The sequence below is a fragment of the Cedecea neteri genome, from assembly GCF_000757825.1.
Lineage (GTDB): Bacteria > Pseudomonadota > Gammaproteobacteria > Enterobacterales > Enterobacteriaceae > Cedecea > Cedecea selenatireducens.
Genome location: NZ_CP009451.1, coordinates 190,445 through 213,925, shown reverse-complemented (window position 1 = coordinate 213,925; position 23,481 = coordinate 190,445). Strand labels below are relative to the sequence as shown.

Below are 23,481 nucleotides of genomic sequence, written 5' to 3'. Positions count from 1 at the left end.
CTGCAATGAAAGCGAAATCTGTGACACTGTACGATGTTGCCGAGTCGGCTGGCGTCTCGTACCAGACGGTCTCACGCGTGATCAATCAGGCTTCACACGTTTCAGAGAAGACCCGGCAAAAAGTAGAAGACGCGATGAAAGCGCTGAACTACGTGCCGAACCGCGTGGCGCAGCAGCTGGCGGGGAAACTCAGCCAGACGCTTGGCCTGGCGACCACCACCCTTTCCCTGCATGCCCCTTCTCAGATCGCGGCGGCGATAAAATCCAAAGCCGGCGAGCTGCAGTTCAATGTGATGATTTCGATGGTTGAGCAGCCCGGTGCAGCTGCGGCCAGCGCCGCCGTGCAGAGTTTACTTGCCCAGCGCGTTGACGGCCTGATTGTGAACATCCCGCTGGAAACGGCTGAAGTAGAAGCCGTGCAGACTGCCTGCGGCAGCGTTCCTGTTCTGTTCCTGGACGTTTCACCGGACGTTTCGGCTAACCATATCGTTACCGACTCCGCGTCAGGCGCTGACATTGCTGTGGCACATCTGGTCACGCTGGGTCATCGCCATATTGCCTTGCTTGCCGGCCCCGAAAATTCAGTCTCCGCCCGGCTGCGGCTTGAAGGCTGGCAGCGCTCTCTGGCGCAGCATCAGCTTGCACCTGTGGCGTTTATGCGGGGGGACTGGAGTTCCCTTTCTGGCTACCAGCAGGTTAGCCAGCTTTTACGCGATGAGCAGAAGCCGACGGCGATCCTTGTGGCTAACGATCAGATGGCGCTGGGCGCGCTCCGAGCCATTCACGAAGCCGGGTTTGCGGTGCCGCAGGATGTTTCCGTTATTGGCTTTGATGACACCGCAGACAGCGCCTGTTTTCTTCCCCCGCTGACCACCATCCGGCAGGATTTCAGGCAGCTCGGTGAAGCGAGCGTAAACGGCATCCTGGCGCTCATTCAGCATGAAGATACATTCACGGCGCTGCAGCCGGTAAGCCTTGTGGAGCGTAAGACGACCGCCGCACCAGGTAGCCTGATGCAGCCCACGGCGACGCAGCTGGCCGACGAGCTTTCACGCCTCGCGCACCAGATTTCTCGCCTGAAATAAAGCCTGAATTGTTTGTGAAGCTCATCACCGAATACGGTGAGATGGCTTTACTCCTGAACAACTGACGCTAAATTGTGAGCGAATAACAATTATCTCACGGGCGCATCATTATGACCAACACGTCATCTTCACTCCAGGCCACTCTGGCCCGCCGCGACTGGGAAACTCCGGCCGTAACTCAGCTAAACACCCTGGCGGCTCATCCACCGTTTTCTAGCTGGCGTTCGCTGGAAGATGCCAGAGATGATAAGCGCTCACCGTCGCGGCACTCCCTTAACGGCGATTGGGCGTTTAGCTATTTCCTTCGCCCGGAAGCGGTGCCTGAAAGCTGGCTCAGCGACGATCTCCCCGATGCAGACGCCATTCCCGTGCCGTCGAACTGGCAAATGCTGGGGTACGATGCGCCCATTTATACCAACATCACCTACCCAATTCCGGTCAACCCGCCTTTTGTACCAGCAGAGAACCCAACCGGTTGTTACTCGCTCACATTTGATATTGATGACGCCTGGCTGGAGAGCGGGCAAACGCGCATTATCTTTGATGGCGTAAACTCTGCTTTTCATCTGTGGTGCAACGGCCTCTGGATGGGCTACGCCCAGGACAGCCGCCTGCCCTCAGAATTCGACCTGAGCGCGGCGCTGAAAGCGGGAAGCAACCGCATTGCGGTGATGGTCCTGCGCTGGAGTGACGGCACGTATCTGGAAGATCAGGATATGTGGCGGATGAGCGGTATTTTCCGGGATGTTACGCTGCTGCATAAGCCGGATACGCGCCTCGCAGACGTGCAATTACGGACCGGGCTTAACGAAGATTTTTCACGCGGCGAGCTACAGGCCCTGGTAGTACTGGAAGGTAAGAACGTTAGCGCCTGTGAAGTGTTGATTCAGCTCTGGCATGGCGAAACGTTGTTGCAAGAAAAGCAGCAGCCTGTCGGCAGCCAAATCATTGACGAACGTGGGGCCTGGCACGACCGCACTACCCTGCGCCTGCCGGTTGAACGGCCGCTGCTGTGGAGCGCCGAAGCCCCCCATCTCTATCGTGTCGTGGCTGTTTTGCTCCAGGGTGAACATGTTGTCGAGGCTGAAGGCTATGACGTTGGCTTCCGCAAAGTGGAAATTACCGGCGGGCTGCTGAAGCTCAACGGCAAACCGCTGCTGCTGCGCGGCACAAACCGCCATGAACATCACCCGGTAAACGGCCAGGTGATGGATGAAGAGACAATGCGGCGCGACATTCTGTTGATGAAGCAGAACAATTTTAATGCCGTGCGCTGCTCGCACTATCCAAACCACCCGCTGTGGTATCGGCTGTGTGATTTTTACGGCCTTTATGTCGTGGATGAAGCCAATATTGAAACCCACGGCATGGTGCCGATGAATCGCCTGAGCGACGACCCACTCTGGCTTCCGGCGATGACCGAGCGAGTCACCCGCATGGTGCAGCGCGATCGCAATCATCCGTCCATTATCATCTGGTCTTTGGGCAACGAGTCCGGGCACGGCAGCAATCACGATGCCCTATACCGCTGGATAAAATCCAACGATCCCACCCGACCAGTGCAGTACGAAGGCGGCGGCGCGGATACGGCGGCCACCGATATTATTTGCCCGATGTACGCCCGGGTCGATCAGGATCAGCCCTTCCCGCAGGTGCCAAAGTGGTCGATTAAGAAATGGATTGGGCTGCCTGAAGAGCACCGGCCGCTGATTCTGTGCGAATATGCCCACGCGATGGGCAACAGCTTCGGCGGCTTCAGCAAGTATTGGGCGGTGTTTCGCCAACACCCTCGCCTGCAGGGCGGTTTTGTCTGGGACTGGGTCGACCAGTCGCTGGTAAAATATGATGAAAATGGCCAGCCGTGGTCCGCGTACGGTGGCGATTTTGGCGATAAGCCTAACGACCGTCAGTTCTGCATGAACGGCCTGGTCTTTGCAGACCGCACGCCGCATCCCGCCTTATTCGAAGCTAAGCAGGCCCAGCAGTTCTTCCAGTTCCGCCTGCTGCCCGAAAACCGGCTGGAGGTCACCAGCGAATATCTGTTCCGCCATAGCGATAACGAACGGTTGGTGTGGGCGTTAAAAAGCGAAGGCGAAGTGCTGGTCAGCGGTGAACTCTCGCTGCACCTTGCGCCGGAAGAAACCCGAGTGTTTCCGCTTGAGCTGCCGGAGGTAATCAGCGCGGGCCAGGTCTGGCTGCATGTTGAAGTGCTACAGACGGCCTCGACGTCATGGAGTGAAGCCGGGCATAGCTCCGCTCGGGCACAATGGCCGCTGGCGTCGAATTTAAGGTTGCCGGGTCTCAGCCATTCCGGCTCAGCGCCTTTGCTGCAGGCGGACGACAGACACGTTGACGTGTTCCACGGCGAACAGCACTGGCGTTTTGAGCGTAGAAGCGGTCTGCTCTGCCAGTGGTTTAACCATCAGAATCCAACGCTTCTCACGCCCCTGCAGGATAATTTCACCCGCGCGCCGCTGGACAATGACATCGGCATCAGCGAAGCCGCGCACATCGACCCTGATGCCTGGGTGGAACGCTGGAAGGCCGCGGGCATGTACAACCTGACGCCCGTATTGCTTAGTTTTGACGCCGACGCATTGAGCAACGCCGTGCTGGTTCGCACCGTCCACGGCTGGCAAGGCAATGGCAATACGCTGTTTATCAGCCGTAAAAATTACCTGATCGACAGCGAGGGTGAGCTGAATATTACGGTAGACGTGGAGATTGCGTCCGGCGCACCGGCTCCGGCGCGTATTGGCCTCAGCTGCCAGCTTGCGGATCTGGAGCCAGAGGTCAGTTGGTTTGGGCGCGGGCCGCATGAAAACTACCCCGACCGCAAAAGCTCTGCATTGTTTGACCGATGGACGCTGGCGCTGGCCGACATGTACACGCCTTACGTTTTTCCGAGTGAAAACGGGCTGCGCTGTGACACTTCTCGGCTTGAGTACGGTAGTAATCAGTGGCGCGGCAAGTTTCACTTCAATATCAGCCGCTACGGCCAGAAACAGCTCCGGGAAGCTACTCATCGGCACTTATTGAAAGCAGAAGCTGGAAGCTGGCTGAATATCGACGGCTATCACATGGGCGTGGGCGGTGATGACTCGTGGAGCCCGAGCGTCTCGCCGGAGTTTTTACTCTCCGGGTCGCATTATCACTACGCCGTGAGCTGGAAGAAAAGGTAATGGTAAAGGCCGTCTGTTACCCAGGCGGCCTCCCCGCCATCTGGAATTCTCGACGGATTTCATGTGATTACGATCAAACTCTGAAAGACTGTGATTGACAATTTTTCTGGAGAGAAATAGCGTAGCGCCATTCTGATATCGATTTCATACATTATGACTGCAACCATTAAAGATGTGGCAGAACACGCCGGACTGTCGGTATCGACCGTTTCGCGCTTTCTGAACAACCACCCTTACATCTCTGAAGATAAAAAAGCACGTATCCACGCGGCGATGAAGGCGCTGGACTATGAGCCAAGCACCGCCGCACAGCAAATGCGCGGGGTGAAGTCGCACCGCATCGGCATTCTGGTGTCGCGGATCACCAACCCCTTCTTCGCCAATCTGGTGGATGCGCTGGAAGTCACGGCGCGTAAAAACGGCTATTCGGTGCTGATCGTGCAGAACCACGACAGCGTGGGGGAAGAAGCCAACTGCCTCGACCTGCTGAAGAAAAAGATTATTGATGGCCTGATCCTCTGCTCGGTTGAGAGCGATAAAGCGGTGCTGGAAAAATATCAGCAGCACGGCCCTATCCTGCTGTGCAACACCAGCGTGGACGGCGCTGAGCTGCCGGTGGTACGGGTGGATGATGAAGAGGCAACGTTTAACGCGATTGGCTATCTGCTGGAACAGGGTTATCAGAAAATCGCCTACTGCACCGGCGGTGATTTCCTGCAAAAAGGCCACGGCGAGCGCCGTAACCGGGGCTTCCAGAAGGCGATGACAGCCGTGGGCAGAACCATTGATAACGCGCTGATTTTTCGCAGGCTGCACACCTACAAAGACGGTATCCGCCTGGCGGAACAGCTGGCGGCGCGGCTTCCTTCCGCACGGCCCGACGTGGTGTTTACCGGCAGTGACGATGTGGCCTGCGGCCTGGTCACCTGGCTGACCAACCATGACATTCGGGTGCCGCAGGATATCGCGGTCGTCGGCTTCGATAACCTGCCGGTTTCCGAAATGGTCAGCGTGCCGATTACCACGGTGAACCAGCCTGTGGACAAGCTGGGTCAGTTCTCGGTGGAATATTTGATTGCCCTTATCGCCGGTAAACCCTACCGCTACAACAGTGACGATCTGAAAGCGGAACTGGTGCTTAGAAAGTCGGCGTAAATTTTTTTATCACAATGTGGTATCGATACCACATCATGGAGGTGGACATGTTAAAGCAGCAAGCAGGCCAGGATAACGCCTGGTGGAAAGAATCCGTGATTTACCAAATCTATCCAAGGAGCTTTAAGGACAGTAATAACGACGGGATTGGCGATCTGCCGGGGATTATCGAAAAGCTGCCCTACCTGCAGTCGCTGGGCGTGACTATGTTGTGGATTTCGCCGTTTTATCTGTCGCCGATGGCCGATAACGGCTATGACATCGCCGATTACTACGCGGTGAACCCGGAGTTCGGCGAGATGCGCGATGTGGATACGCTGATCGACAAAGCCGCAGTGCTGGGGATTAAAATCATGATCGATCTGGTGGTGAATCACACCAGCGATGAGCATCAGTGGTTCCAGCAGGCGCTGGCCGATGCGGATTCCCCCTATCGCGATTATTATCTGTTCCGCCCGGCGGTCAACGGCCTGCCGCCGAATAACTGGCGCTCGATTTTCGGCGGCAGCGCGTGGGAAAAAGTGCCGGGGGAAGAGACGTATTACCTGCACGTGTTCCATAAAAAGCAGCCTGACCTGAACTGGGAAAATCCGCAGATGCGCGAGGCGATTTACCGGATGATTAACTGGTGGCTGGAGAAAGGCGTGGCCGGATTCCGCGTGGATGCGATTACCTTTATCAAGAAAGATGCCGACTACGCCTCCGTGCCGGTCGACGGCGTTGACGGGCTGGGGTCGATCAAAAGCAAGGCGCGCAACCGCCCCGGCATTGACGTGTTTCTGAACGAGCTGAAGGAAAACACCTTTGATAAATATGCCTGCGTCACCGTCGGCGAAGCGCCGGGCGTTCCCTATGCGGAGTACGGCCAGTTTATCGGCGAAAACGGCTACTTCGATATGATTTTTGACTTCCACGCGGCGGATATTGATGTGGAAAACGGCTCGGAGTGGTTCCGCCGCCGCGACTGGACGGTGGCCGAGTTCCGCGAGGCGCTGTTCGACAGCCAGAACGCCTTTGCGCAGTGCGGCTGGGGCACCAGCTTTATCGAGAATCACGACCAGCCGCGAGCGCTGTCGAAACTGGTTCACCCCGATTACCAGAATGCGACTGGTGCCAAGTGCCTGGCGGCAATGTACTTCTTCCTGCGCGGCACGCCGTACATCTATCAGGGGCAGGAACTGGGCATGGCTAACTTCTGCCGCAGCGATATCAGCGAATTCGACGATATTTCCAGCATTGATAACTATCATCGCGCGCTGGCGGAAGGCTTCTCCGCGCGGCAGTCGCTGGCGTTCGTCAATCACCGCTCGCGTGACAACTCGCGCACGCCGTTCCCGTGGGACAACACGGTGAACAGCGGATTTAATCAGGGGGCGAAACCCTGGCTGGCGCTGTCGGCAGAGGACGCGCTGATTAACGCCGCCGCACAGCAGCAGGATGCGCATTCAGTCTTTGCCTTTTACCAGCACCTTATTCGCCTGCGCAACAATGATTATCCTGACACATTGATCTACGGTGATTTTATCCCGCTGGAAACCGCCTCGCCGGAAATCATCAGCTATCAACGCCGCACGGCGAGTGAATACTTTACTTCTGTCACTAACCTCAGTAACCACACGGTTTATTATAAAATACCGGAGGGCGATATTATCGTTAATAACTATCCGCAGCTCAGTTCATCATTAGAGCCTTATCAAAGCATTCTTATCAAGGGAACAACCCAACATGAATAAATATAAAAACATTGCCGTTGAACTGGTGAATATCATTGGCCGGGAAAATATTATTTCCGCCACCCACTGTGCTACCCGCCTGCGATTACAGGTAAAAGATCGCGGCCTGATAGAAGATGAGAAAATAAGAAACGTCGATGAAGTGAAAGGCGTATTTTTTAACTCAGGGCAGTATCAGGTGATTCTCGGAACCGGGATTGTGAATAAAGTTTACGCCGAGTTTATGCAGGCGTTTAATATCAGCGAAGTCAGCAAGGATGAAATGAGCCGCCAGGGCAGCAGCTCGTTACAGGCGGGAATTCGCCACCTCTCGGATGTGTTTGTGCCGATCGTGCCGGTGCTGGGTGCAACGGGCCTGTTCCTTGGGCTGAAGGGCGTGCTGTTTAACGATACGGTGCTGGCGACGTTTGGCGCCAGCACCCTCGCCCTGCCGGCGTCGGTGACCACCCTGATGACCGTGCTGTGCGATACGGCCTTTGCTTTCCTGGCGGCGTTTATCTGCTGGTCGGCGTTTAAGAAGTTTGGCGGCACGCCGATTATCGGTTTTCTGATCGGGCTGATGCTGGTTTCCCCCGCCCTGCCTAACGCCTATTCGGTGGCTTACGGCAATGCGCAGCCGATCTATCTCTTCGATTTTATTCCACTGGTCGGCTATCAGGGATCGATCCTGACCGCGCTTATCACCGGCATTATCGGAGCGAAGCTGGAGAAGGTTTTCCGTCGGATTATGCCTGACTCGATGGATCTGATCTTCACCCCGTTCCTGGTGATCCTCTGCGCCGTGGCGATTGCGCTGCTGGCGCTCGGCCCGCTGGTTCACGGCTTTGAGCACTATGCGGTGATGGCTATCCAGCAGTTCCTCGCGCTGCCTGCCGGTATCGGCGGCCTGCTGATCGGCTTTATTTATCCAATTGCGGTGATGACCGGGATGCATCATATGTTCATTATGATTGAGACCTCGCTGATCGCCGGTACCGGCTTCAACCCGCTGATTACCGTCTGCGCGATGTACGGTTTCGCCAATGCCGCCGTGTGCCTGGCTATTTCCCTGAAGTCGAAAACCGTAGCGTTTAAGACCGCCGGGATCTCGGCAACCGTTACCCAGCTGCTGGGCGTTTCGGAACCTGCGCTGTTCGGTATCGTCATGCAGTCCGGTATGCGGGCGATTGCCGTAATGCTGTGCAGCTCGGCGCTGGGCGGCATGGTGCTCTCCCTACTGTCAATTAAAGCCAACGCCTATGGGCTGGCGGTGCTGCTGTCACCGCTGATGTATTTGTACGATCGCTATCAGTTTATTACCTATATCACCGTCGGCGTGGCCGTTGCAGTCTTTGCCTTTATCTGCACGCTGTTGTTGGTCAACGTGGATAATAAAAAAAGATAAATAATACAGTAAACCCTGTACTGTAAAAGCATGTTTCACCTTATTAAGGACACCCGTATGCCCTGAGTATATCTATTCAGAGCAGGGGCGATCACAGGTATTAATGATGAAAATAACATTTCTAACTTTCTGTACCCTGGCCTGTGCTTTACCTGCGCATGCAGCGGAATTAACCCTGGCAGAAATTAACGCCAGACTGGAAAAAGTGGAGGCGGAACTTAAGCTTTCACAAAATAAATTAACGCTGGCCGAAAATAAAATTGCCGTAGCGGAGAAAAGAGCCAGCGACGCAGAATTAAAAAATAAAAACAGCAAGAGCGATATTATTAATGACGATACCGAAATTAAATTTGGCGGCTACGCCCGCACCGGCATCCTGAGCGGAAAACAAGGCACCACCACCACCGTCGGTCCATCACTGACGCCGGCGGGCAGCACTGGCGGCAGCGTTGGTCGCCTGGGCAACGAGGCCGACACCTACGTCACCGCCGACTTCGACTATAAACGCCATTACGCCAACGACTCGAGCTTCCGCTACTACATGAAAATTGCCGAATGGGACAAAACCTACAACACCGACAGCGCGTTTAACGGCCAGATGAATCTGCGCCAGGCGTTTGTAGAGATGAGCAACCTCCCTGCCTTCACCGGTGCGTTTAGCGGGTCAACGCTGTGGGCGGGCAAGCGAGAGGACCGTGATAACTTCGATATCCACTGGCTGGACTCGGATATGATGAACCTGGTCGGCACCGGTGCGGGGATTTACGATGTGAAGTTCTTCGGCGATGTTAAAACCAACCTGGCTGTGTATGGGCGTAACTTCAACGATATAGATGCAATGGAGAACGTTGAATACAACAACATGACCGGCGCGGAGAATACCTTTATCCAGAATTACACCCTCTCGCTGAACAACCGCATCGGCAACTGGCAGTGGATGCTGAACGGCCTCTATTCTAAGGAAAATGACAAGCGGATCAACGATGGCCTGGCAAAGGATAATGCCGCCTCGCACGGCTTCAATACCATGTTAGCGTGGCACGGCGACAGTTTCTACGGTCTCAATAAAGGTTCGACCAAAACCGTGCTGCTTTACGGCAAAGCGCTGGGGGCTGAAGTGCGGGGGCCGGGATCGGATGGCTATCTGATCGACGATGCATGGACAGTGAAATTTGCCACCTACGGCATAACCCAGTTGAGCGACCGAATGAGCATCGCCCCGCTATTGGTGGCGCAAAGCAGCAACAGTCGCTACATCGAATCCGACCACTATGACTGGGTGACACTCAACTCACGGCTGATCCAGGAGGTTAATCAGAACTTTGCCCTGCAGTACGAGGCCAGCTATCAGTATATGGACATCGACCCGAAGGGCTTCAATGGCAATAAGCCGGTATCCGGCAGCTTCTACAAGCTGACCTTCGCGCCGACCTTTAAAATGCAGAACGTCACCGACTTCTTCGAGCGCCCGGAGATCCGTTTCTTCGTCAGCTGGATGAACTGGGACAAAAATCTGGATAACTATTCCTTGACCGATACCTTCGGCAATTCAGGCTATCACAGCGGTGGCTCGCTAATGTTCGGTACGCAGTTGGAAACCTGGTTCTGAGTTAAAGGGTTCCCCGGATGCCGTGGTCTCTTTTGGCATTCGGGGCACGAAACGATTAGCGCGTCAGGCCAAAGCTTTCATCGATAAGGCCCAGGATCAGTTCATCCGGCACCTTGTCAATTAGCACCGTCACCCAATGTTCTTTGTTCATATGGTAAGCGGGTAAAATACCCGGCTGCATTCTCAGTGAGCCTACGGCGCCAGGCATCACTTTTACGTTGAGAATATCGACGATCACATCGCTTTCCAGCCCCAGTTTTGCGGATGAAATGCTTAGCACCACGCCAAACCATTTGCGCTTGTAGCGGTGCCGCAGCACGGCGTAGTCCTTAAACTTGTCCCACGGATAGTCCGGCTCGACCTGATACTTGTCAAACACCGCAGCGAACAGCGCTTCTCGTTTCATCGTTTTTCCTTAACCGCGTAACCCGGAAACCTTATCCGGGCTCGCGGCTAGTATAACTACAATTATTCGTTGCCGGGTGCCGGCTTAACTTTTTACGGCAAGCATTTTCTTGTCCGGGCTTATCACCAGCCAGACGGAGAAACAAACAATCACCGCGCCGATAATAAACGCTTCGCTGATGGTTTCATGCAAAATGAGATATCCCCACAGCACGCCAAACGGTGGAATTAAAAAGGTCACAGTGAGGCTGCGTAATGGCCCGATATCGGCAATTAAACGGAAATAGAAAATATAGGCCACGGCGGTGCACAGAATACCCAGGCCCAGCACGCTGAACCAGACATTGCCCTGCAGCCAGTTGATTGAAGGCCCCGTCGCCACGCTCCAGGCAAAGAACGGCAGCAGGAAAAGCGTGGCACCAATTTGGCTGCCGAAAGCGACGATTTTAGGGTCAAGTCCGCCCTTGTTGGAGATCCAGCGGCGGGTTAAAAAGCCCGCCACGCCGTAGCAGCTCGTGGCTACCAGGCAGGCAATAATCCCGGCAATTTTGTCCTCGTTTGACTGTGCGTCACCGACCGAGGTAATCACCATAATCCCCGCCAGGCCCAGCACTACGCCCAGCCATTTTCGTGCCGTTAATTTTTCACCAAAGAAAGAGAACCCAATAATGGCGCCCATTAGCGGCGTGGTTGCGTTTAAAATAGCGGAGTACCCGGCCGGTAGCCATTTTGCGGCCAGGCAATACATAAAGAAAGGCAGCCCGGAGTTAATCGCGCCTAAAATAAGCGCCGAACGGAATTTTCCTTCAAAGCGAAAAGAAGACCTAAGGGTGAAAAGAATCACCGCCAGCCCTACAAAACCAAAAAATACCCTTAAAAATGCCGTGTTTACCGCCCCGAACTCCGGCGCCGCTATTTTCATAAAAAGGAAGCTGGCTCCCCACACCGCGGCAAGAAATAACAGCCTGATATAATCTGACACACGCATGCCTTCACCCTTCCCCATAAAATAAGCGCTCGTTTATCATTTTGTTCGCTTAAACACGTTAAGCCAGCCAGACTTTAAACGAGCGCCCGAGAAAGAAAAACCGTTTTCTGTTTGTGGAGAATGAGTTAGCAAGATTTAGGGGAATTTAGACGACCCGCCAAACTCGAGATAAATTTTTGCCAGATTTTGCAGCTGATTAAAGCGATTTTCATCCAGCAACAGTTCCGCCTGGCGACGTTTTTCCTGGGCATCGAGCCAGAATGAAATACGCGCTGCCCCCTGACGGTAGCGCACTTCATTCAGCCGCTCTGACTTACGCGCAAGCGCCAGCCCCTCCCGGAGCCTTAATTCCTGCGCCAACAGCTGATTGCGCAGGGAGAGTTCGTCTTCAATGCTGCTCATTGCTTTATAAAGCGACTGTTTAAACGCCAGCACTCGCTGCTCGTAATCGTTACGGGCGATTTTCACCTCCACGCCCCGCTGCCGCCACTCGAGGAACGGTAGCGTCAGGCTCGCGCCAACGGAACCGATTGGGTTATGCAGCACTTTCAGCAGCGAGCTGCTGCCGGTGCCAAGAGATCCCGTCAGGCTGAACGCGGGATAGTATTCGGTACGCCGGATATCAACATTGGCCAGCGCTTCACGCACCCGCCACTCTTGCGCGCTGATATCAGGCCGATGCATCAGCACGCTGGCAGGAATGTTCGCGTTAACCTGCGGCAGGGTTCCTTTTGGCAGTTTTGTTGGCTCCACAACAGCGCTGCCCGGCGCGGTACCGAGCAATACTGCCTGTTGGTTAAGCCCCAGCAGGCGTTCCCTCTGCAGCCCGGTGAGTCGATTTTCCTGCGCCAGCAGGCTTTGTTGAGCGTCAACGACATCCAGGGCTGAAGCTCCACCTGCACGATAGCGAGCCTCCGCCAGACGCAGCGTCTCTTTTGCATAGCCGATGCTCTGCTGGAGCACGTCGATTTGTTGGTTCACAAAGCCGATGCGCCAGTAATTATTGCTGGTCTCTGAAAGCAGCGTCAGGCGTGCGGCGCGTAAATCTTCTTCGCTGGCATGACTTGCCCACTCCGCCGCATCGCGCTGGCGGGCTATTTTCCCCCAGAGATCCAGCTCATAGCTGGTGCTGAGGCTGGCAGAGCTGCCTTTTGTCCAGCCGGACGAGTTATTCAGCGGGGTTTTTCCGTCTACGCCCAGCGAAGCTTTTAGCCCAGGATCGTTGGCGATACCGACTCTTTCCGCGTCCAGTCGCGCCCGGTACACCCGCAGCACGGCGATAGCCACGTCGTTATTGCTTGCCATGACCTGGCGCAGCCAGCTATCGAGCTGGGGATCGTTAAACGCTTTCCAGTCAAACGGGGCAATGTTTCCGACCGGCTCGCTCTTGTTCCAGCTGGCGGGATAGCTCACTTCGGGCGCGTGATAATCGCTTTTAAGCGTATTTGCGCAGCCTGCGCTGAACGCGGCGGCAAGGCATATAGCCAAAGGTGATAAAATTTTCATAGGTTACTCGCTGGCCAGTGAAACGACCGGGTCCATCCTTGCCGCTTTGCGGGCGGGGAGATAACCGAAGATCATGCCGATTAATGTTGAACAACAGAACGCGGCGGCAGCGGCCTGCCACGAATAAATAGCCGTGAACATTCCGCCCGCCAGGGCGGTAAATAACGCGCCTGCGGCATAAGAAAGCGCAATGCCCAGCGCCCCGCCAATCAGGCAAACCAGTACGGCTTCAATCATAAACTGCTGCATGATGTCGCTCCGTCGCGCACCTACCGCCATGCGCACGCCGATTTCATGGGTTCTTTCGGTCACGGAGACCAGCATGATGTTCATCACCCCGATACTGCCGATCATCAGCGAGATGCAGGCGACCATCAGAATCAAAATGCTAAAGGTCATCGAGGTGCGTTCGATAGATTTTCTGATCTGTTCGAAGTTATAGAGCTGGAAATCTTTCACGCCGTGGCGCTGGGTTAGCAGCTGAGAAATGGCGCTTACCGCCGCCTCGTTAGCCACATTGTCTTTGAGTCGGACGCTGATGCTGCTCAAAACCGGTTTGCCTACCATGCGGTACATCACCGTGCTGTAGGGCATCCACACGGTAATGCGGTTAGGCGCGTAGCTCCGGTTGTTACTTTGGGCGATGCCCACCACGCGTGCCGGAACGGAACCCAGAAAAACGATTTGCCCCAGCGCCTGCAGCCCGGCGTCGTCGAATAGCGCTTTGCGGGCGTTCTCATCGATAATCACTTCCTGCAGCGCGTTACGATCGTCCCTGAAGGTAGCCCCTTGCAGAAGCTGAATGCCGTTTACGCGGAAGTGATCTCGCCCGACGCCGTTGATCGAAGCGGTTGCGGATTTACCGAGAAAACGAATGTTGTCTGAGGCGCTAACCTCCGGGCTTACGCTGTCGACAAAGCCCTGCTTCGCCAGCGCCTCAGCGTCTGCCGGCACCAGCGTTCGAATGCCCTCGATGCTGTCATCAAAGAAATCCCGGCCGGGATAGATGCTGACCACGTTGGTACCCAGATCCTTAATATTCTCCAGCGTCTTCTGCTTCGCCCCCTCGCCCAGCGCCACAACGGTGACCACGGCGGCAATACCGAAAATTATCCCGGTCATGGTTAGCGTGGTACGTAAACGGTGCGCGTTCATCGCTTTGAGCGCCATTTGCAGCGATTCACGCGTACGGTCGAGCAAGCTTTGCCAGCGGCTTTGCCGGGTACGGTTGGGCGGCGGCAGCGTTTCCGTGGCGGTTACGCAACTGCCGCTATCGGCGATAATTTCGCCGTCGCGCAGCTCGATAATACGCCGTGCGTGCTGTGCCACTTTCATATCGTGGGTCACCATCACCACCGTATGGCCGCGCTGGTTAAGCTCGCTCAGGATGGCTAACACTTCCTGCCCGGACTGAGAATCCAGCGCGCCGGTCGGCTCATCCGCCAGAATTATCTCCCCACCGTTAATCAGCGAGCGGGCAATACTCACGCGCTGCTGCTGGCCGCCGGAAAGCTCGCCGGGCTTATGGTGCTCGCGGCCTTCCAGCCCAAGCCTGCCAAGCAAAGCCGCCGCCCGCAGCCGACGTTTGTCGCGCTCGCTGTTGGCGTAAATGGCCGGGATCTCAACGTTGCCCAGGGCGCTAAGGTCGGGCATCAAATGGTAGCGCTGGAAGATAAAGCCGATATGTTCCCGGCGCACCCTGGCCAGCTCATCCGGCGAAAGTTGAGCGGCGTTTTGCCCGCCGATGAAGTAATCCCCGCGGTCGGGCACGTCAAGGCAGCCCATAATGTTCATCAGGGTCGATTTACCCGAACCCGAGGCGCCAATGATGGCCACCATTTCTCCCGCCGCGATGGTCAGACTCACGTTTTTCAGGACGGTCAGCGCCTGGCCGCCGTTGCCATAGGTCCGGCTGATACCCTTCAGCTCAATGATGTTGCTCACAGCACAAACCCTTCCCCAGGCGCTTTCTCACCCGGCTGCGACAGCACCACATTTTCCCCGACGTTTAAGCCCTCGAGGATCTGAATATCCACGTTGTTGGTAATCCCGGTTTTCACCTCCCGGGTTTCCAGCTTGCCGTTAGCCGTGAGCACCTGAACCTGCTGCTTATTTTCTTCGGCTTTACGCACGGCCTGGATCGGCACCAACAGCGTATCTTTGGCTTCTCCGGCTAGCAGCGTGACCTGAGCGGTCATCGCTATACGGAGACGATTCTCTGGGTTTGGAACGTCGAGCAGAGCGTTGTAATAGACGGACGCATTGGAAGTGCCAGAACCGGATGCCGTGCTGCTGCCGGCAAGAGAGTCATCTTTCATTACCGACTCCGGCGCCAGCTCAACGGTGCGCAGCGTCGCGTCATAGTGTTTGTCCGGCTCGGAGAAAATCGTGAAGCGGGCTTTTTGACCGGCAGAAATTTTGGTGATATCGGCCTCAGAGATCTGCGCCTTGATGGTCATGACGTCGAGACGGGCCAGCTTAATAATGGTCGGCGCGCTCTGGCTGGAGTTTACGGTCTGCCCCTGCTGCGTGACAACGGCGATAACAATGCCGTCCATCGGCGCCAGGACTCGCGTATAGCCAAGGTCGACCTTTTTCTTATCAACCTCTATCTGCGCCTGAACAAGTTTGGCATTCAGTGACAGTAATTCAGCGCGCGTGGTGGCAAGCGTTGCCTCGGCAGATTCAAAATCTTCGCGCGAGCTGGCATCTTCACTCAGCATCTGGCGCTGGCGTTTAAATCGCAGTTCAGATTGTTTCAGGAGCGCTTGCTTAGCCTGCAGATCGGCTTTGACCACGTTTAGCGCTGCTTCGGCGTTACGCAGGTCGTTCCGCTGCGGCACGTCATCAATGTCGGCAATCGACTGCCCTTTGGTCACGTGGTCGCCCAGCTTCACTTTAAGCGACTTGACCTGGCCTGAAACCTGCGCCCCGACGTTAACGCGTTCAATGGCGTCGATGCGGCCGGTCGCCAGGACGGAATTTTCTATATCCCCCTTGCGCACGGGGGCCGTGACATAGTCGGGCACATCCGGGCTTCTCAGAAAGAAGAACAACGCGATGATAAGAACGGTGAGTAGCACCACGGCCAGGGCGACGGCGCGGCGCGAGAGGAATTTCGTTAGCATTGTGCAGGTTTTCCATAACGATTAAAGCGGTGATCCAGGGCCTCATAGTGAACGCCCCAGTCTCTACTGGAGCTAAACACGACGCATCAGTTTAGATTTTATCCTGAAGAGGACAAAGGGCTACCTGTTTACGTCACTGAGACTCATTGCGCTTAATTTCGTTCCTGCAAGGAGAGATTATTCTGCGTTATTTAAGCGTTTCGTGTCGCGGCAACGAGAGCGTAAACGTACTGCCGCGCCCGGGCCATCCTGCACCGCCTGCGGCGGTAAGACGACAACGTCCGGCGTGCTGCCGGCGCCAATAGGGTCAAACTGATTAATGCTGACCATCGGCAAGGTGCTGCCCGGTTGCGCAAGGCTGCCGCGAGCCGTTTTTTTGACCATTTAATGTTCATGATGCAGCCCTTCTCAGAGTCCTGGTATATCAGGAATGTTACGCCCGTCACACCAACAGAACGCCGCCACTAAAATGACAAGTTTGTAATTTTGATTCTCATTCAATTTTCTGGCAGGATTCCTCGCCCTCTTTTTTACGGCCCCCGCAGCCAGAATTAACGGGCGGAAAAGGACGGCGCTTTTTAACTCAAAGGCAGACAGGAATCTCAATGAAAACAAAGACTGAAGCGGAACACCGCGCCGCCAAACGGCGCTGGTTGAATTCTCAGGACTCGGGGTATCACCAGGCAATGGGCAACCGCCACGTGCAGATGATTGCCATCGGCGGCGCCATCGGTACCGGCCTGTTCCTCGGCGCAGGTGCTCGCCTGCAGGCCGCAGGGCCCGCGCTGGCGTTAATCTATCTGGTTTGCGGTATTTTCTCTTTCTTCATCCTTCGCGCTTTGGGCGAGCTGGTTATCCATCGCCCTTCCAGCGGCAGCTTCGTTTCATACACCCGTGAGTTTCTCGGGGAAAAGGCCGCCTACGTTTGTGGCTGGATGTACTTCGTCAACTGGGCGATGACCGGGATCGTGGACATCACCGCCGTTGCGCTCTACATGCACTATTGGGGCGCGTTCGGGGACGTGCCGCAGTGGGTCTTCGCGCTCGGTGCGCTGGCCGTGGTCGCGGCAATGAACATGATTGGCGTGAAGTGGTTCGCCGAAATGGAGTTCTGGTTTGCGCTGGTCAAAGTGTTGGCGATCGTCGCCTTCCTGATTGTCGGGACCATTTTCCTCGGCACAGGGAAACCGATTGACGGCAACAGCACCGGCTTCCACCTGATAACCGATAACGGCGGCTTCTTCCCCCACGGCCTGCTGCCCGCGCTGGTGCTGATTCAGGGCGTAGTCTTCGCTTTCGCCTCTATTGAATTAGTCGGCACCGCGGCCGGGGAATGTAAAGACCCGAAAACCATGGTGCCAAAGGCGATCAACAGCGTTATCTGGCGTATCGGCCTGTTCTATGTCGGCTCCGTCGTGCTGCTGGTGCTGTTGCTGCCGTGGAACGCCTATCAGGCGGGACAAAGCCCGTTTGTGACCTTCTTCTCGAAGCTCGGCGTGCCTTACATCGGCGACGTGATGAACATCGTGGTGCTGACAGCCGCGCTCTCTAGTCTGAACTCTGGCCTGTACTGCACCGGGCGTATTCTGCGTTCAATGTCGATGGGCGGTTCCGCGCCGCTGTTCATGTCGAAGATGAGCAAGAATCAGGTGCCGTATGCCGGGATTCTGGTCACCAGCGGCGTGTACGTGCTTGGCGTGTTCCTCAACTATCTGGTGCCATCTCAGGTGTTTGAGATTGTATTGAATATGGCGTCACTGGGCATCATCACCTCCTGGGCGTTTATCGTGCTGTGCCAGATTCGTCTGCGCAAGGCGATTAAAGAAGGGAAAGCTGACGACGTGAGCTTCAAGCTGCCGGGCGCGCCGTTTACCTCATGGTTGACGCTGCTGTTCCTGCTCGGCGTACTGGTGCTGATGGCGATGGACTACCCGAATGGGACCTTCACCATTGCCTCTATTCCGGTGCTGGCGATTCTGCTGACGCTGGGCTGGTTTGGCGCACGTAAGCGCGTGCATGAAGTGGCCCAACAGGTTCACGACCACCACGAGTAGTGCCCCTCACCCTGACCCTCTCCCCGCCGGGGAGAGGGGATCAAGTCTCAGATTTCACTCTTTGGCATCCCTTAGTCACAAATTCCCACGATTATGTAGGGACGGCAAACATTCCGTTCACCTCCAGTCCTGTTTTATATGCAGCCATCAAACTCGTGAACGTCTCGGGAGAATCACCGTCATTCCCCCGAGACCCCGGACTCCCGGCCAAATAAATCGACCGCTAAAGCGGCAGACCTCCGTTTTATCTCCCAGTCCTGGGTCGGCTGAGATGCGTTCCCGACGTCCGGACCCTGGCCAGTCGGAGAGAAAACCGAGGCGATTTAAGCCGGAACCGTGCCTCGCTTTTAGCGTGCGGCCACGTTGAAAGTCACAGTCGCTGCAAGTCTCAAAGCCACGCCCTTGTTCCCGGCTCTCATCGCCCCCGGTTATGACCCAACTCAGGCGGGGTTGAGCTGTCGGGCGCCGGGGCTGTTCGGGGGATGGCGTTATCCCCCTCACACGTTCACCGTGCTCTGAACGTGCAGGGGAAACAGACCCTACAGTACCCCGCTATACACCACCGGCCCCGTTGGCTGCCCGGTCGGCGAGCCGCCCTGCGGCTCAAGGCTGATAGCGATCGTCACACCTCGTGACAACGTCACGTTACCGTTACTCAATTGCGTCACCGCTTTACTGTCCAACAGCCCCAGAGAAACCGGCTTCGCGCCAACCGGGATAGCCCACAGCTGCAGGCTATTACTGGCGGAGACGGAGGCCAGCTGCAGCGGCGTCAGGCGCAGCGTTTTACGGTCGCCGTCGGCGCTAACCAGCCACTGCCCCTGCTGGCCGCTGCCGTTAAGCACCATAAGCGGCGCAAGTTCAGGCGCTTTGGGGCTGAAATACGGCACCAGAGTAACGGCGGCAAGCCCGGCGGCGAGCGCCCAGCCGAGGTAGTTCCAGCTCCAGCGGGAAGGCACGACGACGTTACGCTCAGGCGGCAGGCTAAGCTGAATTTTCTTCCAGACGGTTTCCGGCGGTTGTTGCGCCTGGAGCTGACTGTCCAGCCCACCAAGCAGGGTTTGCCAGCGGCCCACGAGCGCGGCAAGCTCCGGCTCGGCCTGGAGACGTTTTTCGAAGCGCAAACGCGCCCTGCCGCGCAGCGTACCCAGCGCGTATTCAGAGGCCAGTGCGTTATCTCTTGGTTGGCTGCTGTTCATAGTCCGACGCAATCCTTAAGGTGATCCAGCGCCCTGCGGATCCAACTTTTTACCGTGCCGAGCGGCTGCTGCAGCCAGTCGGCGATATCACCGTGGGACATGCCCTGATAGTAGGCCAGCACCACGCTCTGCCGCTGTTCGCTGCTGAGTCCTTCCAGGCAGCCACGCAGGCGCCCTGCCTGCTGTTCGTCACACCAGCCGTTGTCTGCTTCGCTTTCCATATCGGCGGCGTTGTCGCTGAGTTCTTCTTCCTGGTTTGCGGCGCGGGATTGCCCGCTGCGGAGCCAGTCGATGCAGCGATTGCGAACAATATGGGTCAGCCAGGTCACGGGAGCACTTAACGCGGGATCGTAGCCTGATGCCCGGTTCCACACCGTAAGAAATGCATCATGCAGAATTTCTTCTGCCCACGCCCGCCGCTGAACGGTGCGCAGCGCGACGGCAAAAAGATGGGGCGAAGTCAGACGATAGAGTTGTTCAAATGCGCGGCGGTCGCCTTCAGCAACCGCCTGCATCAGTTTTACCTGCTGTTCTACCAGAGTTTTATCCATATTTTTCTCGACCAGGCGACAAGCCTGAATCGAGTATAGACACTCACTTCGGCATCAGTACGGTATCAATGACGTCAATAACGCCATTTTTCTGGTTCACATCATAAGTACTGATATTCGCGAGGTTGCCCTTCGCATCTTTAATTTGAATATTGTGTGGCCCGTTATTCATGAACCACAGCGGTTGGCCGTTCACGGTTTTTAATTCTGCGCTCCCGCCGCCCTGCTGGATTTTTTTCTCCAGCGCTTTCATATCGTATTTTCCGGCTACCACGTGATAGGTCAGGATACTGGTCAGCGTGGCTTTATTTTCCGGCTTGATCAAATTACTGACCGTGCCCGCAGGCAGTTTGGCAAACGCTGCATCGGTTGGGGCAAAGACGGTAAACGGCCCTTTGCTCTGCAGCGTATCCACTAAACCGGCGGCCTTCACCGCCGCGACCAGCGTAGTGTGATCTTTGGAATTCACGGCGTTCTCAACAATATTTTTTGACGGATACATCGCTGCACCGCCGACCATCACGGAATCATTCGTCATTGAGGCAATGCTCAAAGTACTGAAAAAAGCGGAGGCGCACACGGCGGAAGCAAAATACTTGTTCATGTTGAATTCCTCAATTGTAGGGAGCAAGAGAGTTGCTCACATTCTGATATACGGGTGAGGATGCGCCGCTGGATGCAGTAAAAATAAAAAATATTTCGCCGCTTCTTTCACCACTCGCAACCCATTGTTAACGTTACGTGCGTTAATGGTTTTCAAAATTTAAACACAAGAACTAACATATAAAGCTCACGATCCTGACAATTGGCGCATGCCGTAAACACCCCCTGATGAAAACAACCCAGAAAAACAAACCCCATAGCAGCAAAACCGCCCTTTCCCTTCTCCTGATCCCGGCCTTCACCCCCTGCTTTACGCAAGCCGCCGACACAACGCAAACCGATGAAACCACGCTGCTGGTGACCGCTAAGCCCACGACGGTTTCCGAACTGGATACGCCTGCTGCAGTGAGCGTTGTTTCAGGCGATGACCTGCGCCAGGCCGCGCCGCGGATAAATCTTTCGGAAAATCTCGGCAGCGTCCCTGGGCTGCAAATTCAGAACCGCCAGAACTACGCCCAGGATTTACAGCTTTCGGTGCGCGGTTTTGGTTCGCGGTCAATGTACGGTGTAAGAGGCGTGCGCATGTATGTGGACGGGATCCCGGCCACGATGCCCGATGGTCAGGGGCAAACGTCAAATATCGATCTTAATAGCGTGGAGAGCATCGAGGTGCTTCGTGGCCCGTTTTCCGCGCTGTACGGCAACTCCTCGGGCGGGGTCGTTAACGTCACAACGGAAACCGGCCGTCAGCCGCCTACGTTCGAAGCCAGCAGCTATTACGGCAGCTTCGGTAGCTGGCGCAACAGCGTGAAGGCCACCGGCTCAACCGGCGACGGCACCCATGCCGGTGACGTGGACTATGCCGTATCCGCCTCGCGCTTTACCACGCACGGCTACCGTGACCACAGCAGCGCGCAGAAAAACCTCGGCAATGCAAAGCTTGGCGTTCGCCTGAACGACGTCAGCAAGCTGACTTTGCTGTTCAACAGCGTGGACATTGACGCCAACGATCCCGGCGGCCTGACCGAGCAGGAGTGGCGGGACAATCCCAAACAAGCGCCACGGGCCGATCAGTACAATACGCGTAAAACGACGAAGCAAACTCAGGGCGGGCTGCGCTATGACCGCCAGCTCAGCGAACACGATGATTTAAGCGTGATGATGTACGCGGGCGTGCGTGAGACTACGCAGTTCCAGTCCATTCCGGCGGCAGTCCAGAAAAGCCCCACTCATCCCGGCGGCGTGATCCAACTGGCAAGACATTACCAGGGTATTGATACACGCTGGACGCACAACGGCGAACTCGGCAGCGTGCCGGTCAGCTTCACCACCGGGCTGGACTACGAGACGATGACCGAGAAGCGCAAAGGCTACGAGAACTTTGTGACGGTGAACGGCGCCACGGTGCTGGGCGAGCAAGGCAACCTGCGCCGTAACGAGCGCAACCTGATGTGGAACCTCGACCCGTACCTGCAAACCACGTGGCAGTTGACCGACAAACTCAGCCTGGATGCGGGCGTGCGCTACAGCTCGGTCTACTTTGATTCAAACGACTATTACATCGTGGGGAAAAACGGCGACGACAGCGGCAACGCCAGCTATCACAAATGGTTGCCTGCCGCCTCGTTAAAATATGCCGTCAACAATGGCTGGAATGTTTACACTTCCGCAGGCCGTGGGTTTGAAACGCCAACCATCAACGAGCTTTCTTACCGCGACAACGGCGCGTCCGGGCTGAACTTTGCTCTGCAGCCCTCGACCAGCACCACGGTTGAGGTTGGCAGTAAAAACCGCATCGGCAACGGCCTGTTTACCGCCGCCCTGTTCCAGACCGACACCGATAACGAGATCGTGGTCGATCAAAGCAACGGCGGGCGCACGACCTATAAAAATGCCGGTGAAACTCGCCGCCGTGGACTTGAGCTTTCTCTCGATCAGCAGTTCGCCGCAGACTGGCGGTTGAAAATGGCCTGGACGTACCTCGATGCCACCTACCGCAGCAACGTTTGTGGCACAAACGACTGCAACGGCAACCGGATGCCGGGCATCGCCCGCAATATGGGTTACGCGTCGTTGGGCTACGTGCCTGAAGACGGCTGGTATGCGGGCGCGGATGTTCGCTACATGAGTGATATTCAGGCCGATGACCAAAACGACGCCAAAGCGTCAACCTACACCACCGTGGGATTGAACACCGGCTACAAGCTTCAGCTGCAGCAAAACTGGCTGCTGGACATCTGGGGGCGGGTTGATAATCTGTTCGACCGCGATTACGTCGGTTCGGTGATTGTCAATGAAGGCAATGGCCGCTATTTTGAGCCAGCGCCTGGCCGTAACTACGGCGTGGGCGTCAACGTCAGCTATAGCTTCCAGTAAGCGTTTTCCCTCCGGCTAAGCCGGAGGGACATTTAAAAAGGAATTTTATGTCACCTATCCTGACCCTTCGAGATGCGGTGCTGGCCGATATCGAGACGATTTTCACCATCCGAACCAGCGTTAAAGAGAACCATCTTTCACGCGAAGAAATGGCCGAAATGGGCATTACCCCACAGACTATTGCCGATATTATTGCCGAATCCCCATGCATCTGGCTGGTCGAGGTTGATGATGAGCCCGCGGGTTTTGCCATGGCTATTGCCGAAGAGGCCTGCCTGTTTGCGATGTTCGTCCTGCCGCAGTTTGAAGGCCTGGGCCTCGGGAAATTACTGCTGAAAAAAGCCGAGGCGTTTCTGTTTGCCCAACAGCCCACCATCTGGCTTGAAACGGCGGCAAACAGCCGCGCCGCATCATTTTATCAGCGTAACGGCTGGCTGCCTGTGGGTGAGCAAGATAGCGAAGATATTCGCTTCGAAAAATCACGCCCCACAGTTGCGAAACCGTAGTTCCCTTACCGCACGTA

18 protein-coding genes are annotated in these 23,481 nt (G+C 56.0%); 9 read left to right on the top strand and 9 right to left on the bottom strand.

What is annotated here, in order from left to right:
- Nucleotides 1-5: 5 nt before the first annotated feature.
- The 6 genes from JT31_RS00905 (at nucleotide 6) to JT31_RS00880 (ending at nucleotide 10,148) form a co-directional block, all read left to right on the top strand.
- Nucleotides 6-1,085, top strand: a complete 1,080-nt coding sequence (locus tag JT31_RS00905; protein ID WP_038472258.1) for a LacI family DNA-binding transcriptional regulator — start codon at nucleotides 6-8, stop codon at nucleotides 1,083-1,085.
- 110 nt (nucleotides 1,086-1,195) lie between these two features.
- Complete coding sequence (locus tag JT31_RS00900; RefSeq protein WP_038472255.1) at nucleotides 1,196-4,267, top strand: beta-galactosidase; 3,072 nt, start codon at nucleotides 1,196-1,198, stop codon at nucleotides 4,265-4,267.
- Nucleotides 4,268-4,420: 153 nt separating this feature from the next.
- Nucleotides 4,421-5,422, top strand: coding sequence for a LacI family DNA-binding transcriptional regulator (locus tag JT31_RS00895; protein ID WP_038472253.1), 1,002 nt, complete (start codon nucleotides 4,421-4,423; stop codon nucleotides 5,420-5,422).
- 47 nt (nucleotides 5,423-5,469) lie between these two features.
- A complete protein-coding gene (locus tag JT31_RS00890; protein ID WP_038472251.1) occupies nucleotides 5,470-7,155 on the top strand; it encodes an alpha-glucosidase in 1,686 nt (561 codons plus the stop codon).
- A complete protein-coding gene (locus JT31_RS00885) occupies nucleotides 7,148-8,539 on the top strand; it encodes a PTS transporter subunit EIIC (protein WP_038472249.1) in 1,392 nt (463 codons plus the stop codon). Before JT31_RS00890 ends, JT31_RS00885 begins: the two co-directional genes overlap by 8 nt.
- 106 nt (nucleotides 8,540-8,645) lie before the next feature.
- On the top strand, nucleotides 8,646-10,148 hold the full coding sequence (locus JT31_RS00880) for a carbohydrate porin (protein ID WP_235212910.1): 1,503 nt from the start codon (nucleotides 8,646-8,648) through the stop codon (nucleotides 10,146-10,148).
- A gap of 55 nt (nucleotides 10,149-10,203) precedes the next feature.
- On the opposite strand, the gene JT31_RS00875 is transcribed toward JT31_RS00880, so the two are convergent.
- The 6 genes from JT31_RS00875 to JT31_RS00850 all read right to left on the bottom strand — a co-directional run bounded on the left by JT31_RS00875 (nucleotide 10,204) and on the right by JT31_RS00850 (nucleotide 16,559).
- On the bottom strand, nucleotides 10,204-10,554 hold the full coding sequence (locus JT31_RS00875; protein ID WP_038472244.1) for an MmcQ/YjbR family DNA-binding protein: 351 nt from the start codon (nucleotides 10,552-10,554) through the stop codon (nucleotides 10,204-10,206).
- A gap of 84 nt (nucleotides 10,555-10,638) precedes the next feature.
- Entirely contained in the window at nucleotides 10,639-11,541 is a 903-nt protein-coding gene (locus tag JT31_RS00870) for a DMT family transporter (protein WP_038472240.1), read from the bottom strand.
- Between the two features lie 135 nt (nucleotides 11,542-11,676).
- The gene (locus JT31_RS00865; RefSeq protein WP_038472239.1) at nucleotides 11,677-13,047 is read right to left on the bottom strand and encodes an efflux transporter outer membrane subunit; all 1,371 of its coding nucleotides are present in this window, start codon (nucleotides 13,045-13,047) and stop codon (nucleotides 11,677-11,679) included.
- Nucleotides 13,048-13,050: 3 nt separating this feature from the next.
- Nucleotides 13,051-14,991 carry a MacB family efflux pump subunit gene (locus tag JT31_RS00860; RefSeq protein ID WP_038472237.1) on the bottom strand — a complete coding sequence of 647 codons (1,941 nt, stop codon included), beginning with the start codon at nucleotides 14,989-14,991 and terminating at the stop codon, nucleotides 13,051-13,053.
- On the bottom strand, nucleotides 14,988-16,175 hold the full coding sequence (locus JT31_RS00855) for an efflux RND transporter periplasmic adaptor subunit (protein ID WP_038472235.1): 1,188 nt from the start codon (nucleotides 16,173-16,175) through the stop codon (nucleotides 14,988-14,990). The genes JT31_RS00860 and JT31_RS00855 overlap by 4 nt, the downstream gene beginning before the upstream one ends.
- Nucleotides 16,176-16,352: 177 nt before the next feature.
- A complete protein-coding gene (locus JT31_RS00850; protein WP_038472234.1) occupies nucleotides 16,353-16,559 on the bottom strand; it encodes a hypothetical protein in 207 nt (68 codons plus the stop codon).
- Nucleotides 16,560-16,780: 221 nt separating this feature from the next.
- Between JT31_RS00850 and ansP the strand changes: the two genes are divergently transcribed.
- Entirely contained in the window at nucleotides 16,781-18,229 is a 1,449-nt protein-coding gene (gene ansP / locus JT31_RS00845; protein ID WP_038472232.1) for an L-asparagine permease, read from the top strand.
- A 539-nt stretch (nucleotides 18,230-18,768) separates the two neighbouring features.
- Here the strand turns inward: ansP and JT31_RS00840 are convergent.
- Genes JT31_RS00840 through JT31_RS00830 form a run of 3 tightly spaced genes read right to left on the bottom strand, consistent with a single transcriptional unit; the run spans nucleotide 18,769 to nucleotide 20,583 of the window.
- The gene (locus tag JT31_RS00840) at nucleotides 18,769-19,428 is read right to left on the bottom strand and encodes an anti-sigma factor (protein WP_038472231.1); all 660 of its coding nucleotides are present in this window, start codon (nucleotides 19,426-19,428) and stop codon (nucleotides 18,769-18,771) included.
- Nucleotides 19,425-19,979 carry an RNA polymerase sigma factor gene (locus tag JT31_RS00835; protein ID WP_038472230.1) on the bottom strand — a complete coding sequence of 185 codons (555 nt, stop codon included), beginning with the start codon at nucleotides 19,977-19,979 and terminating at the stop codon, nucleotides 19,425-19,427. The genes JT31_RS00840 and JT31_RS00835 overlap by 4 nt, the downstream gene beginning before the upstream one ends.
- Before the next feature lie 43 nt (nucleotides 19,980-20,022).
- Nucleotides 20,023-20,583, bottom strand: a complete 561-nt coding sequence (locus JT31_RS00830; RefSeq protein WP_038472228.1) for a fasciclin domain-containing protein — start codon at nucleotides 20,581-20,583, stop codon at nucleotides 20,023-20,025.
- Nucleotides 20,584-20,810: 227 nt separating this feature from the next.
- On the opposite strand from JT31_RS00830, the gene pqqU reads away from it, so the two are divergent.
- Both pqqU and JT31_RS00820 read left to right on the top strand, forming a co-directional pair.
- Nucleotides 20,811-22,958, top strand: coding sequence for a TonB-dependent receptor PqqU (gene pqqU, locus JT31_RS00825; protein WP_038472226.1), 2,148 nt, complete (start codon nucleotides 20,811-20,813; stop codon nucleotides 22,956-22,958).
- A 47-nt stretch (nucleotides 22,959-23,005) separates the two neighbouring features.
- Complete coding sequence (locus tag JT31_RS00820) at nucleotides 23,006-23,464, top strand: GNAT family N-acetyltransferase (protein WP_038472224.1); 459 nt, start codon at nucleotides 23,006-23,008, stop codon at nucleotides 23,462-23,464.
- The last annotated feature ends 17 nt before the right edge of the window (nucleotides 23,465-23,481 follow it).